Annotated in this window: 10 protein-coding genes; 6 read left to right on the plus strand and 4 right to left on the minus strand. The window is 69.2% G+C overall.

The window, feature by feature from the left end; genetic code table 11:
• Positions 1 to 177 precede the first annotated feature (177 nt).
• The 4 genes from FGW37_RS32905 to FGW37_RS32920 all read left to right on the plus strand — a co-directional run bounded on the left by FGW37_RS32905 (position 178) and on the right by FGW37_RS32920 (position 5806).
• Positions 178 to 396: a DUF5954 family protein gene (locus FGW37_RS32905; protein WP_179084404.1), complete on the plus strand. Its 219-nt coding sequence runs from the start codon at positions 178 to 180 to the stop codon at positions 394 to 396.
• A gap of 588 nt (positions 397 to 984) precedes the next feature.
• On the plus strand, positions 985 to 1692 hold the full coding sequence (locus FGW37_RS32910; protein ID WP_179084405.1) for a hypothetical protein: 708 nt from the start codon (positions 985 to 987) through the stop codon (positions 1690 to 1692).
• Positions 1689 to 3659 carry an ATP-binding protein gene (locus FGW37_RS32915; protein WP_179084406.1) on the plus strand — a complete coding sequence of 657 codons (1971 nt, stop codon included), beginning with the start codon at positions 1689 to 1691 and terminating at the stop codon, positions 3657 to 3659. Before FGW37_RS32910 ends, FGW37_RS32915 begins: the two co-directional genes overlap by 4 nt.
• Before the next feature lie 50 nt (positions 3660 to 3709).
• The gene (locus FGW37_RS32920) at positions 3710 to 5806 is read left to right on the plus strand and encodes a hypothetical protein (protein WP_179084407.1); all 2097 of its coding nucleotides are present in this window, start codon (positions 3710 to 3712) and stop codon (positions 5804 to 5806) included.
• A 120-nt stretch (positions 5807 to 5926) separates the two neighbouring features.
• Here the strand turns inward: FGW37_RS32920 and FGW37_RS32925 are convergent, their stop codons facing one another.
• From FGW37_RS32925 to FGW37_RS32940, 4 genes are all read right to left on the minus strand, one after another.
• Complete coding sequence (locus FGW37_RS32925; RefSeq protein WP_179084408.1) at positions 5927 to 7066, minus strand: AAA family ATPase; 1140 nt, start codon at positions 7064 to 7066, stop codon at positions 5927 to 5929.
• Positions 7067 to 7186: 120 nt separating this feature from the next.
• The gene (locus FGW37_RS33770) at positions 7187 to 8539 is read right to left on the minus strand and encodes a hypothetical protein (protein WP_246430700.1); all 1353 of its coding nucleotides are present in this window, start codon (positions 8537 to 8539) and stop codon (positions 7187 to 7189) included.
• Between the two features lie 5 nt (positions 8540 to 8544).
• On the minus strand, positions 8545 to 10548 hold the full coding sequence (locus FGW37_RS33775; RefSeq protein ID WP_246430701.1) for a TnsA-like heteromeric transposase endonuclease subunit: 2004 nt from the start codon (positions 10546 to 10548) through the stop codon (positions 8545 to 8547).
• 94 nt (positions 10549 to 10642) lie between these two features.
• Positions 10643 to 11728, minus strand: coding sequence for a TniQ family protein (locus tag FGW37_RS32940; RefSeq protein WP_179084409.1), 1086 nt, complete (start codon positions 11726 to 11728; stop codon positions 10643 to 10645).
• 201 nt (positions 11729 to 11929) lie between these two features.
• Between FGW37_RS32940 and FGW37_RS32945 the strand changes: the two genes are divergently transcribed.
• Both FGW37_RS32945 and FGW37_RS32950 read left to right on the plus strand, forming a co-directional pair.
• Positions 11930 to 14269 carry a DEAD/DEAH box helicase gene (locus FGW37_RS32945; protein ID WP_179084410.1) on the plus strand — a complete coding sequence of 780 codons (2340 nt, stop codon included), beginning with the start codon at positions 11930 to 11932 and terminating at the stop codon, positions 14267 to 14269.
• A gap of 71 nt (positions 14270 to 14340) precedes the next feature.
• Complete coding sequence (locus FGW37_RS32950) at positions 14341 to 14823, plus strand: hypothetical protein (RefSeq protein ID WP_179084411.1); 483 nt, start codon at positions 14341 to 14343, stop codon at positions 14821 to 14823.
• Positions 14824 to 14934 lie beyond the last annotated feature (111 nt).

Here is a 14934-nt window from a genome sequence, read left to right on the forward strand (position 1 = left end):
GTGGTCACTGGGTGCGTGGGCTGCTGGCTAGGTGGTGTAGTGATCGTTTCGGGATGTGATCTGTGGTTCGGTGAGGCTGTGGGATGGGGTTTTTGTGGTGTTTGGGATGGCGGCAGGGCTGTGGCGTGCGGGAGTGGTGATCGTTTCGGATTGTAGTGATCGGCGTGGTATTTGGTTTTGTCTGTCCCGGTCCTGGCGGACTCGGCGCGGGCTGTGGAGAGTCATCTGGACGTCCTGCTGCTGGTGGCGTTCCTGATCGTCGAGCGGACCGGCGAGGGTCCCTGGTCGCCGGGCAGTAGGCTGCAGGCCACCACCCACGATGCGCGCCGCACCCTGGCCTTCGCCCTGGCCTGGATGGAGCCACGCAGCCGCAGCCCTGATCCCTCACGACGCTGACCGCACCGTCTACGCCCGCCACCCGTCCGCCGGAAACACCGATGCGGCAGCCGCAGAGCTGAAGGAATTCGCGGAGGCAGCGGACGGACTGCGCGCCGGCCGCTGCGACGAGAAGGAAGAACGGACCGCCCCCTGCAGCGGAGGAGGCCGACGTCGGGGTCCGGATCCGCACGGGCAGATCGCGCTGAGCCATGGTTCAGCGGGTACACGTGTCACAGGCTCTTGGCCTGGGCGGTCCGCGGCCCGCTCCCGCAGGCCGCTGTCCTGCCCGTCACCGCCGCCGGCTCGTCCTACGTCCGCCCCCACGGGGCCGCTCACCGCCCAGGGAGGTCGGCGAACCGGCCGCGACCGGGCCCCCGATAGTCGACGGGGGTTCTTGGTGCGTCCCATGTCCGCCCGGCCCACCTGACAGCTGCCCCAGCGAAGCCCTCTCCCGGGTCCCCCTCGACAAAGCCCCCCAGCGGCCGCCACCGGCCGTCAGCGCGAGGGGAACGCCCCGGTGACCTTCCGCTCAGGCGCACCCTGGCTGCTGGCCGTCTTGTCAGGGAAACCGCATGCCGGGCAGCGGATCATCGTTAGGATCACTCGATGGAGAACGACCTTGCCTCATCCGTCCCGGATGCTCCCGTCACCAGCCGGGAGCAGGACGCGGTGCGCCTCCTGCTGCTGATCCGTGGCGCCGGCCAGAAGCCCACGGACCTCGACCTCGCTGACGCCGGTCTCGGCAAAGCGGTCGGGGTGGTCCGTACCCAGGTGCGCCTGCAGAAGCTGGACTTCTGGCTGAGGAACCCCGACTACCTGGCCGATGAGCTGCTCACTGACTACGAGACGAGCAAGGAGCCGGCCCTGCTAGAGCTTGCGGGTCAGATCCTGGACTCCGAGGAGCCCGAGGTCCGCCGGTATCCCATGCTGCGCCACCATTTCGGCGCCTACGAGCCGCTCGATGACGCGCTCGCGGTGCTGCGCAGCAGCGGCCTGGTCGTGCGACGCCGGCGGGGGACCGTCAACCACGTGCGCCAGCACGACTACTACCTGACCCAGCACGGCGACCAGGTCGCCCAGCGCGTAGTGAGTGAGGCACCGGTGTTCTCCTACTACGTCGAGCGGGTCGCCCTGGTGGTCGCCCTGGCTGACGGACTGGGCGGCACCGCGCTGAAGAAGCGGCAGTATCTGCAGCGCGAGTACGCCGAAGCGGCACGCGGCACACGCATCGGATCGGTGAGCATCCGGGCCAGGGCCCGGCTTGAGGCACTGCGCGCGCAGAGCGCCACCAACGACAACGAGGGGGAGTCGTGACTGAAGCCGAGGAGCCTCTTGCGGCCCGGATCGCCCGGCAAGCCAAGAGCAGCGAGGTCGACGTCCGCGACGTCTTCGCCACCTACGGGCTGCCTCTCACCCTGACCCCCGCCCGCCCGCGGCCACTGCGCCTGCACCGGATGCGCATGGCCGGCCTGCGCACCGGGTCCCTTGAGCCGGGCCCGTTCGAGACCACGTTCCGCTTCGGCGCCGGGCTGACGGCACTGGTCGCCTCCAATCTGCGGGGCAAGACCAGCGTCCTGGAACTGATCACCTGGTGCCTGCGCGGAACCCCGCGTGACCTCCAGGCGGGGGTCCGGAACTGGATTCGCCACCTGGACCTCGACATCGTCGTGGCCGGCCAGCCCCTCGGCTTCCGCCTGGACTGCATCGACGGGGAGATCGTCCGCGCACAGGTACTGACCGGCCCCGACATCGGCTCGCTCGAAACGGCTCGCACACCCGACGACACGGGCCAGATCACGGCTCTCATCACCGCCGGCAGCGCCGAGAGCTATGCCCAGCACATCCAGGCATTCATGCTCGACCGCCTCGACCTGCAGCCCCTGCTCAACACACTCAACGAGACCGGCACCCAGGCCCACGGATGGCCCGCCTACTACGGAGCGATCTACCTGCCCGCCGGCGGCGACAAGGTGCTGCTCGGCGACCAGATGATGGGCGGCCTGCCCGGCCGCCTGCTCCAGGTCTTCCTCGACCTCCCGGCCGCCGCGACCCTGACCCGCGTACGCGCCGCCCATGACGTCAGAAGCTCCACCGTCAAGCGCCGCAAAGCCGACGCCCACGACGCTTTCCAGCAGCGCCGCGAGGAACGCGAACGCAAGGAGAGCGAGCTGCGCGAGGCCCGCGCTCGACTGGCCGCGCTGCCGGGCCCCGGCGAGGACGAATCCCTGACCTCCCTGGCCGCCGAAGCGGCACGACGGGCACGCGAGGTGGCCGACGCCCAGGAGACCTGGGAAGGCCTGATGCGCGTGCACCGGCGCGCGGTGGAGCACCGGCGCCGTGAGGAACGCCTGCTGAACGACGTGAGTGAGAGCCTCGCCGCCCGGCTCCTCTTCCACGGCCTGGACCCGCAGGCATGCCCCCGCTGCGACCAGGAGATCGCCGAAGACCGGCGCCTGCAGGAACGCGACCACCACGCCTGCGCCATCTGCGCCCGGCCTGTCACCGGCGAGGACGACAACCCGCAAGAGGTCCAGGACGAGGCACGACTGCGCCTGGAACAGGCGAAGGAAGCCGAGTCCACCTCCCGCCAGGCGCTGGAAACCGCCGAGGCCGAACTCACCCGGCTCACCAACCTGCTTGCAGCCGGCCAAACACGCCTGCGCGAGGCCCAGTCCGTCCTTCTGCTCCCCCAGCGAGTCCAGGCCCAAGAAGAGATCCTGCGTCTGGAAGGAGCGCTGTCCGTTCTCCCCGACCTGCCCGAGAACACCGGCGACCCCTACGAGAGCACGATCGTCGACGTCCTCAAGGCCGGCATCACCGTCCTGGACACCGACAGCAAGTCCGCTGCCGAGCGACTGTTCGAGGACGTCAACAAGGAGATCGCCGACCTCGGACGGCGCTTCGGCATCACCTCCCTGGAAAGGGTAGAGATCAACCGCGCCGCCCAGCTGAAGGTCATCAAGGATGGCGGAGTCGCCGACTACTTCAGCAAACTGAGCGCGGGCGAGCGGCTGCGCCTGCGTATCGCCGTGGTCATCGCGCTGCTGCGGGTCGGAGCGGCACACGGCCTGTCCACCCACCCGGGCCTGCTGCTGATCGACAGCCCCAAGGCCGAGGAAATCCAGGACCTCGACGCCCACAGCCTGGTCACGGAACTGGCGAAACTGGCTGACGAGATCAGCTTGCAGGTGCTGATCACCACCGCCGACTTCACCCTTGCCAACGGCGTACTGCCTAAGGACCGTGTCGTCGAGGCAGCCGAGGGCCGCCCCATGTGGTGAACACAGCCCCTCACCCCACGAAACGCACGACCAGGACAGGAGAGGGCGGCATGGGTCTGGCCGAGCAGCTCAGCACCCTGGCCGAACAAGGCCGGGAGATCACGTTCGCTGGCCTCGGTATGCCCGCCGATGCCGTCCGTGCCGAGATGGACGCGGTCGCCGCAGGCCCCTACGCCCCCCTGCTGGCCGAAGCGGTCACCCACGCCTTCGACCACGCCGAAGCCGACTGGCACGGCATCGCAGGCACATTCCCCGGCGGATTCGCCCGCCAGTCCAGCTTCCTGCACACCACCGCGACCCTCGAAACGCTCCTCGCCAGCACCCCCGCCACACAGCAGCTGGCCAAAGCCCTGAATGCAGCACTCCTCAACGACTTCAACGCAGTGACAGGCACCCAGCCGCTGCTCGCCGCAGCCCGACTCGAAGGTGCGGTCCGCCTGGCGGTAGCCAAATCGGTCAACCCCTACCAGGTCTGGGGAATCCTGGAGGAACTCGAACAGAGTGACACTCCAGAAGACCTCACCGAACGCCTGCCCCGCATCATCGGCCTGGGACTGGACAGCTGGTCCAGCCACGAGCAAGCCATCACCGCCACCCTGCGCTCCTACCTCGAACGCCTCTCCAACGACGAAGCCAGCGATATCGACGCCTTCGTCGAACTGGGATACGACCGGCTGCGCACCGCGCTCACCTCCCGCACCGTGGCCGATGTCATCGACCACCTCCAGGCCGCCCACACCTGGTTCACTACAGCAGACGCCGCCGAAGAAGCCCGCCACGACGCCCGCGCCTACGCCGCCGTGTGCGACGCTCTGCTCGCCTTCACCGGCGGCCAGAGCACCAGACTCAACGAAGCCGCCGACCGGCTCGCGACCACCCTCAATCAGCGGCACGCCTGGAGCTGGGGCATGCACCAACCCGCCTGGCTGCAACCCCAGAAGGCCGCCGAAGTCGCCTGGGAACACCTCGTACTACAGCTGAAACACGCTGCCGAACACCTGCAGGACACCGTCTGGATGGAACCCTGGGGAGCACTCGACCACGTCCTGACCGCCTACCAGGCAGCCCGCACCGTCTGCCCTGTCGGCTCAGCCGAACACGGCATGTCCCTCCTCGTCGAACCCGCCATCGAAGACACCTTCCTGCGCCAGCAGTCCCTCCTCGCCCAGCTCCGCCGCGCCGTCACCGAGCCGGACACCCACCCCACCACGGGCTTCGACCAGGAGACATCGTCCAAACTCCTGACCCGCGTGGAACAGCAACTGACGGCACGGCCCTCGGGCCGGCGGGAGCACGGAACCACCGCGGGCGCCGGCGCCGAGGAACCCCCTGGCGAAGCGGAGACCGAACGCGCCCACCGCCTGGCCCCCGCAGCAGTAAAGGCACTCGGACGTGACTTCACCGCCCGGCTCGCCAGCACCAGCACCGACGACGACCTGAAGGTGATCGACGACCTGGCCTATCGCGCAGACCTCACCCGGCTGCACAACTCCGACCCCGTCGTGGTGCCGCTGCTCAACCGTCTCCTGCACGACCTGGAAGCGTTCCCCGACTTCGTCGGAGAGACCCGGCGGACCTTCACCGTCCTGGTCGGCCAGACCGTCCACTTCCTCAGGGCCGCAGCCGACCTGGACACCGCCACCGCCTTCGGCGAGGGGCGCACCGGCCCGGACGGCAAACGCATCAAGTTCCGTGACTACCGGCGGCGCTTCGACAAAGCCGACGGCGACCTGGTTCCCGTCGAAGGAGACCTGCAGCAGCACTTCTACATCTGGCTCCTCAGCAGCCAGATCGGCCACCTGGTTCAGGTCGAAGCCGTCAACCGGGCCCTTGGACGGGCCGACATCCTCGTCCACTTCGGATCCCGCCAGTACCTGACCGAGATCAAAAAGAACCACACCAGCAACGACCGGGCCTACCTGGAGAAGAGATACCTGGCCCAAGCCGCCGAATACACCAACACCACCGCTCCCTTCGGCCAGTTGCTCGTACTCGACCTCACCGAGAAGAAGAAGGCCGGCACCCTCCGCGTCGACGAGCTGACCTGGCTGGCCAAGCACCGCCCGCCGAACGCCCTGATTGACCGCGCGGTCGTGGCAGCCGTCGTCACCGGCAACCGCTACACCCCCAGCGACTTCTCGGCATAGCAACCAGCCCAAGCCGGCTGCGCAGCCACACCAGACCCCCGCGCGCCCCCCGACAGAGGGACGCGGCGGTCTGGCAACCGCGGGCGTGAACAGGCAATGTGCGGCACGCGCCGGTTCGTTTCAGGGACCGAGGTGGGCTGTTGCGGTGTCGATCTCTTTGAGGGTGATGTTCTCGCTGCCGCTTTGGATCGCGATGACGGCGGCGGTGGAGACGACGTAGGTGAGGGCTTTGAAGTAGCCGCCGGTGCGCCGGTGCAGTTCGACGGCGTGTTTACTCAGGGCGTGTTCCTCCAGCCGGTACAGGCTCAGGTCCGCCTCGAAGCCCATCAGCACCTCACGGAAGGTCTTTGGGTCCTCGGCGTTCAGCGGCAGGGGGTGCAGCCAGGTCACCGGCAGCAGCGCGCTGGGCGAGGGCGTCCCGGGCGCGGCCGGCTGCCCCGCCTGCTCGAGCCGCAGGCGGTTCTCCTCGCTGACCCGGGCGAGGTCCCCGGCCAGGACGCGGGCCTGATGCATCAGATGGCTGGCGCCGGTGCCGCAGAAGACGAGGGCGATGCCGAGTTTGTCGCGCAGGTAGTCGAAGTAGGGCAGCACGCTTGCCAGCTGCTGTGCCGTGGCGCGGTTGACGTCGTCGATGAGCATCAGGCGGGTCTGGGTGGTCTCCAGGATGTAGTTGACCGACAAGGTCAGGTCGGGGTGCCGGCGCATCTCGAGGACTTCGGTGATGCTCTTCGGTTCGGGGGCCAGGCCCAGGTAGGAGGCGATCTCCCAGACCCAGTTCACCTTCGGCTCGGGGTCTGCGGGGGTGGTGATGTGCACCACGGGAATCTTGTTGGGCTGCCTGCCGTTCATGGCGGTTTCGATCGCCCTTTGGGCGGCGCGCCCCACCGCCCGCAGCAAACAGGTCTTACCGGTTCCCGCGGGTCCGTCGATGACGTGGTCCATCAGGCCGTCCCGCCGGCCGCTGCTGTAATTGACTGCCGCGATGATCATGTCCTGCATGTGCGTCATCGCGTCGGTGGTTACCATCCGCAGATGCCGGTGGTAGGCGAGGGCCTGCTCGTCCTTCTTCCTGGCCGCAGCCCTCTCCTTGTCCGCAGCGGGGTCGCTGTCCGCCGCCAGCGCAGGCGGCTTCACTTCCTCGTCGACGAAGTGGTTCCAGCCGGTGAGCTGGAACAGCGGCAGGGGCCGCATAGGGGTGTCCTTCAACTGCCGGCGCAGGCGTGCCTCACGCTTGTCGCGCAGTTCCACGGTCGCTTTCATCGCGCTGCTCCCTGGCGTGTGGTTGCCGTTTCATCCGTGCGGGCGGTGGTGGACGCGGAAGGCGCCCGCTGCGAGCTGGCTTCTGCGCCGCCGACGTCCATGGGCCCCCGTGGCCGGCTGCTACATCTGCCAGGCACCGGCGTCTTCGCCCTCGTCGTCTTCTGGATCGCAGTCGTCGAGGAGCTCTGCGTCGACGACCTCCTGGAAGGCCAAAGGAGTCCCGTTCGCCAAGGCCTCTGCCAGGCCGTCGATACCGTCGCCGGGAAAGAGGGCGTCGAGCGGATGCGACCCCGGCCCGCTGCCGACCGAGGCGCCTGCGCCGTCCGCACTGTCTGCGCCGGCGGGAAGCGCCGACGGGACGGGTGTGCTCGGCGGCGCCAGGGGGGAGACGGGCAGCGCGGGGGAGGGCCGCAGGGTCGACAGGTCGAATTCCTCGAGACCGGCGTAAGGGTCCTGGGCTACCTGGTCGGTGGCCAGCTCCAGCCCCTGGAAGGGCGGTTCGGCGCCGGTGCGCTTGGGCGGTGGCCTGTGGCTTCGGCGGCGCCTGCAGCGCCCGGCCAGGGCCAGGGCGATCGCCTCCTCGTCCTTCTCGCTGCCATCGGTGGCCTGGTGCTGTTCGGCGTGTTCTTGCCACATGTCCGCGGTCCACGGGTCATGCAGCAGGTGCCGCAGCCTGAAGTCGCAGGTCACCCAGGTGCCTGCCGTGTGGTCGTACAGCCACACCCGTTCGGGGCGGTAAGGATTGAAGCGGCACTCCCACTTGCCGCCGCGGCCGGGCAGTTTGGAGCCGCCGCGCAGCAGGATCTCGCGGTAGTGGGCGGCGTCTGGCGCGATCGGCTGATACACCCTGTAGTCGATCATGAAGCCGTCTTTGCCGGGGGTGACCCACCGCGGCAGCAGGAACAAGCGGTTGGCGGCGGGAGAGAAGGGCACGGGCCGGTAGCCGCTGCGGGGGACCTGGACGGCGTACATGTCGTTGGGGGACAGCTCGGTGCCCGGCCGGAAGGGGTCACGCAGTCCCGCATGGGGGGTCTGCTGGTATTCCAGCGCGACCCATTCCTGCGCCATCTGCTGGAGTTCGGCGATCGTGTACAGCGGCATCCGGTCGATGCCGCGGCCGCGTTTTTTGTGGCTGCGGCCGGCCCAGCCGTGCTTGACGTGCTGACTGAAGCCGTGCGCGAGGGTGATGAAGAAGCTTTCGGCGAGCGGCTTGTCGGCCGGGGTTTTCTTGCGTGCCGGGCGGCGGGCGATGCGCAGCCGGTCGCACACGGAGGTGAAGTGCTCACTCACGTACGGGCTGCCCTGGTCGTAGATGATCATTTCGGGGTGGATGACGGGGCGGGCGGCTGTGGCCTTCGTGAACCGCTCGTCGGCGGCCGCGAGCGCGCCGAACGGCAGGCTGGAGGCCGCGGCCGCGCTCAGCGGGTCCCAGCCGGGCATCACCGGCCACGGCGCGAACGCCTGGGCCAGCATCAGCGTCAGGTCGATCGCCCGGGTTGCCCGGCCCGCGCGTCCGCTCTCGGCGTCCCTGGGCCGGCTGGGGTGATCATCGCCGCGATGATGCTGCGGCTGGCTACGTCGATGAGGGCGGTCATCTCCGTGGCGACGGGCTGGCCGTCGTCGCCGTGGGCCCAGATCCGCAAGGGCGTGGTGTCGACCTGGGTCTGCTGCCCCGGCCGCAGGACGATCTCGCGGCCGCCGTGGGGCAGGGGCGGGGTGGCGGCCACGGCGACGCGGCCGCGAGTCGGCAGGTTCATCAGGTCGGCCAGGCCGGACTCCCGCATCCGCTGATAGAAGGTGGAGCGTGAGGGCAGCAGGGCTGCCGCGGCGGCCGGATCGTCGAACTCCTCGCCGTGCCGCGAGCGCAGCAGGTCCTCCACCTCCTCGCGGATCACCTCGATGGTCGCGTCTGAGTCGCGGGCACGCCGGGTCACCACCTCCTGCATGGCCTTGAGACATCGTGGGTCGGTGAAGCCGCCCGGGCGCTTGGTCCGCGGCGCAGGCAGTAGCACGGCCGCATTTTCGCCGGTCTCCTTCCACCTGCGTCGTTTGTCGGCGAGCGTGGCGGCAGCGCAGCGGATGCCGTCGGCGGCCAGGCGCGCCGACATCGCGGCACACCGCTGGGCCAGCGTCGTCCCCGGCCCGAACCCCCGTTCAGGTTCGCTTCGGCCCGGCGCCAGACCGGTGTCGATCTCCACCATGCGTGCATGCCACTGCTCCGCCTCCTCCCGGCGCTCGTGGTCCTCCGGCAGGCTCCAGCCGTGCAGGGCGGCGCCGGCATCTGGTGCCTCGGCGTCCAGAACGGCGAAGTCCTCCGCACCCACCAGCCACCGGTACGACACCGCCTGAGGCGCCTGCCAGCCCTCACTGCAGTCCGCGGCTTGGGCAGTCAGGGTGACCTGCGAGCCTTGCCACGCCACCACCTCCCACTCGCGTCCCTGCCAGTGCACCCGTGCCCCGATCGACAGCGACAGAGGCCTTTCCGGCACTCCACCCATGGGCCCTCCCTTCGCGCCCCGAGGACCCACTACCTGGGCGGGCGCGTTCTGCGGCGTCATCGCCCCGCCGCCGGACAGGAGCGACTCACTTGTCGCTCCGGGAAAGGTGTGCGACCTCGACGCCAGCCCAGCCGGGCCGCCTTCACCTGGGCCGGGCACCTGCTCCCGTCCGTTGTCGGCCCCTCCGGCCCAGGCCACGGCGTCGGGCAGCAGCGGCTGAGTGATGTCGAAGTGCAGCCGCCGCTGCCACAGCATCCGGTAGGCGAGATCCAGCCCCCTCAGCGCATCCAGCCCGCTGGCCGCCACCCCCGCGCGCAGCCCCGTCGGCTCCGTGAACGCCTCCAGCAGCGCGGCCACCCGGCTTTCCTCGCAGCCTGCGGGGAAGCGGTAGCCAGCCAGCCACGCCAGGTTCCGGCCGCGCACACCCGACGGCTCACGCACCTGCCGCACCCGCCACCCGGCCACACGGGCCACCGCCTGCAGCACTCGCAGCTTCACCTCCGACACGCTCTGCGCACCGGCCGGCTTGAGCACCAGCACCTCACGCACGCCACCGGAGGTACGGGCCACGAAGTCCGGGCGCCAGCGGCGATTTTTGCCTCGCTCCCGCCACCGCAGCTCCACCGGGCCCGCGCTGAACGCCATCCAGGCCGGATCGAAGTCCAGCTCCAGCGCGAGGCGCCACTGGCGCAGACTGGAGCACACCACCGTCCGATCCCCGGTCGTCACCGGCCAATACGTGATGGTGCCCTTCCGGCTCCGGTAGGGCACCGGCTCGCTGACCGGCCCGAACTCCTCCAGGCCCAGCCCTCGCAGCCCCGTAACTCCGTCCGCGTACATCGGCCCGCTCGGCCCGGGGTACAGCGCCACCACATCCCGGACCGCGTCTACCGCATGCTCTGCCGACCACGCTCCGGGGTCCTCTGGCGCGCTCACGTAGCCCGCCTTCGGCGATTCCCGCCACAGCGCGGCATCGGCCCGCACGCTGGCTCGGCCCGTCCGGCGAGAGTGCCTGTGTCAGCTCCGGGTCTCCCGCTGGGGGTGCCGCCCGCAGGCCGCCCTGCCCGGCTGCCGGGGCTCACATGTCGCATGCGGGCTGTCCCAGCTGCCAGGGCAGACATGACGCCGCCCCCAGCGCCTCGGTGGGCTGTGCCACCTGCGTATGGCCGGGCGACAGCCGCAGCCCCTGCGGCAGGCCGACACCCGACGTGGGCCTGCGGCTGCGCTCGCCGACGGCCTCGGGCGTCGCGGCGGAGGGGACGCTGTGCCGCTGCAGCCAGTCCATCAACGCCCATCGGGCGACCGGGAAGTCGACGCCCCACTGGTCCATCTGCTCCCGCATCTGATCCATCCACCGGGTGCGGGCCTGCCCGTCGCGCTTGTTGGCGTGCTCGAAGGCGGCCAGGTGGGCGGCCACGGCCGCCGCCTCCGGCATCAGCACGAGCGGTGCCGTAGGCACCGCGTGCGCCATAAGGCCCGCGTCCCGCGCCCGCTGCACCCAGCGCGGGGTGTCCGGCAGGTGTGTCCACCAGTGCACCGTGATCTGGAAGGCGTCGGCGAACAACTCCTGCCCAGCCAGCCCGTAGCGCTGGTACAGGACCTCGCGCTCCCGGTGGGCTGCGATGGTCTCCGGCAGCAATTTCAGCGACAGCCCCCACGTCCCCCCGGTGGAGTCGCTGTCGGTGAACCGCAGATGCTCCAGGCAGACCCGCCACCGGTCCGGGCTGATCATCCACACTGTCTCGTGCACCCCGCCGGAGGCCGCGCACGTCCCGCACAGCGGCACCAGATGCCCCTGGCGCGTCAGCCACGGCCACGTCCACACCGGCTCCATGCCGGTGGTCTGCTCCAGCAGGTGGGCGGCCGTGCTCGGCAGGTCCTCCTGCAGCGCACGGGCCGTGCTCCCGCACAGCACCGCCAGAAACTCAAGTCCCCGCTCGTTGACGTACAGCTCGGTGGTGGAGGGGTAGGCCCGCACCCGCGCCGGATCCCGCGAGGCCTGTCCGAAGCCCACGCGCTCCAGCAGCTCCTCCAGCTGAAGTCCCTGACCGTGTGCCAGCCGCCTGACGTAACTCCCGGTCGACTCCCCCCGCACCAGTGGCACGTGCACCGGTAGTGGCTGCCGAGGGCCGAACAGCCATGCCGGGGCTGCCTGCTCACTCACCTCCTGTCCCCCTTCCAGCTGACTGGTGGCGGCCGCCACTCAGCAGCCCGGCGCCTGTCATGCTGCGCCGCCGCCGTGTTGTCGAACCCTCCTCACCGGTCGAATACGCCAGAAAGGATGAACTCGCCTCGAAAGGAAAACCGGCCACCGTGTCCGCGCTGACCATGAGATTCCAGGCACATGATCACGAGGGGGAGGCCGGTGCTCGGGACCGTATCCGAAGACCAGCTGACCGAAGACCAGGAAGATCCGTTCGTTACCCCGCTGCGTGGCCACCAGGCCATCGCCGTGCGCAACACCGCCTCCGCGTTCCTCGACCACTACGCCCGCGCCAGCGTTGTGATGGCCACCGGCACCGGCAAGACCCACGTCGCCCTCCACGTCGCCCACCGCATCGCCCCGCACGGCAACGTGGTGCTCTTCGCCCCCAACATCCAACTGCTCTACCAGACCGCACGGCTCTGGTATCGCGAAGGCCGCTGCGGGCTGTACCTGACCATCTGCTGCGAGGACGGCGGCGGCGCGGTGCCCGGCGGTCTCCTGCGCGTCACCTCCGCTGAGGAACTGGCCCACCACGCCGCCCGGGCAGCAGCCTTCGGGCCGCTGAACGTCTTTTGCACCTATCACTCGCAGGACAAGGTCGAAGAGGCCCACCGCGAGCATCACCTCGCCCGCTGGGACCTCATGATCTGCGACGAAGCCCACCGGACCGCCGGCGACGGCAACAAAGCCTGGGCGCACGTCCTGGACGATGCGCTCATCCCCGCCCGCCACCGCCTCCACCTGACCGCCACCCCTCGCGTTCTGGCCCCGAACGTAGGCGAGGACACCCTCGGCACCGACGTGATCGCCTCCATGGACGACCCGCGTCTGTACGGGCCCGTCGTCTACCGCCTTTCCCTGGCCGAGTCGATCGCCCAAGGACTTCTGGCCGACTACGAGATCGTCGCCGTCGAAGTCACCGAGAACGACCTCAGACAGGCCCTGCGCAACACCCGACGCATCGACGCCACCAGCGAAGGCCTACGCCTGGCAGCCGCACAGATCGCCCTCCTGCACGCACAGCACCTCTACGACCTTCGCCGCACCCTCACCTTCCACACCTACATCGCCGACGCATCCGTCTACGCCGACACCCTCACCGAGACCGCCGAGTTCATGCCGACGTACATGCGCTCCCGCCTGGTCAGCAACGTGGTCCACAGCAAGACCGGCTCGGTCGCCCGCCGCGAACGGGTCCAGGAATTCATCGACACCCCCGCCCACGCCCCCGCCGGAGAGGATCTTCCGCGCCGGGCAGTGCTCAGCAACTGCAACTGCTTCACCGAGGGCGTCGACATCCCCTCCCTGGACTCCATCCTGTTCGCCGAACCCAAAAGCAGCCCGATCCAGATCCTCCAGGCCGTCGGCCGGGCCCTGCGCCAGACCCCTGGACAGGGCAAGATCGCCCGCATCATCGTCCCCGTCTACCTCAGCCCGGACCAACAGCTCGAAGAAGGCGTCAAAGGCACCAGCTTCCACCTGCTGCACCAGATCCTCATCAGCCTCAGCGTCTGGGACGAACTCGTCTTCGACCGTCTCCACTTCCTGGGCGGTGACCGCATCCTGCGCCCCTACACTCCCGCCCGCCCGTTGCGCGCCGACGAGCTGATCGACCTGCTCCACCCCAAACACACCCCCGCCCCCAACCAGATCTGGGACGCCGCCTACGAACACGCGCAGGCCTTCCACACCCGACACGGACACCTGAACGTCCCCGACCGCCACCGCACCGACGACGGCTTCTACCTGGGCTGGTGGCTGGGCACGCAGCGCAGCCTGAACCAGCACGGCATGCTCCTGCCGGAACGTGCCGACGCCCTGAACCTGCTGGACATGCCATGGGAACACTCCCGCACCAGCATCGAATTCACCCTCGACGTGGCACGCGACTATGTAGCCCGGCACGGCCACCTGGTCCCCGCCCAGGACGAATCCCATCGCAGCATCCCCCTGGGCGCACGACTCTCCCGGCTCCGCGCCGAAGCGGACCGCCGCGAACTGCCCTACTGCTACCACCGTGCCCTCACCGAGATCTACCCCTGGTGGAACAGCCACTGGGACAAAACCGGGCGATGGCGACGCACCTACGCCGCCGTCCTGGCCGCCGCCCGCCGGAACACGGTGCCCTTCCCCGACCACGGCCCTGAACAGGCCGAAAACCCCTACAGCGAATGGCTGGCCGACCAGATCGCCGCCCTGCCCCGCCTCACCACCACCCAGCACGAACTCCTCGGCCAGATCCCCCTGCGCCACCCCCTTGCCTACCTACTGCGCCGACCCCGCGGATACTCGGCCTGGGCCTTCCACAAAGGACTACGGGAGGCATACCTGTTCCGCCGCGCCCGCCAGCATCTCGCCGTCCCCGCCACTTACCGAGGCAACGACCAAGGCGACCCGCTCCTGCTGCGCCGCTGGCTGTCCGAACGACGCCGGAACGTCACCCGGCTCACCACCCAGCAGATCGACGCCCTTCAGGCGCTGGACATGCGATGGTGCTGACCCGCCGACCACAAGAAGACCGCCCCACCCCACCCCAAACGACGAACGACGATGAGGAACAAGGAGCCGTGATGCCGAGCAGCAATCCTGCCGAGAAAGCCGAGGAAGAGACCGCAACCAGCGCTGTCCACGCACACTCCGACGCAGATACACGATCTTCGCCGCCGTCGGTGTTGCTGGCGAACCCGAGCGATGTCGTGGCAGACGAGCTGTTCTACGCGACGGTAGAGGAATGTGAGGACTGCCGGACGATCTTGCTCGACTGTGCCGCACAGGACGCGCGGGTGGTGAAAAAGCTGGTGGACTGGGCATTCTGGATCGCCTCAGAAGTACACGGCGGACTTCCTGACGCACTCGTGAACAAAACCCCGCCCAAGGATACGCTTTTCCACCCCTCAGCCACCTTCCGCCGCCTCGCCGAGAGATACCGCACAGGTCAGACCAACACTGCCGACCATGTCCGCGGACCAGAGCAGCGCCGAGAGGTGGCGGATGACGCCGTCACACTCGTAGCCGGACTCGACCGCTACGGGGCAGACTTCCTCTACTGGTAACCGCCCCCTGCCAGACCGAACCTGGTCCCACGGCAACGATGTGCCAGGATCACCTGAAAGACGAGGGGAGCGCTCTGGTGAGTTCGCTGCAAGTAGACGTGCTGACATACG

Source organism: Streptomyces rectiverticillatus (assembly GCF_013394065.1).
GTDB classification, from domain to species: domain Bacteria; phylum Actinomycetota; class Actinomycetes; order Streptomycetales; family Streptomycetaceae; genus Streptomyces; species Streptomyces rectiverticillatus.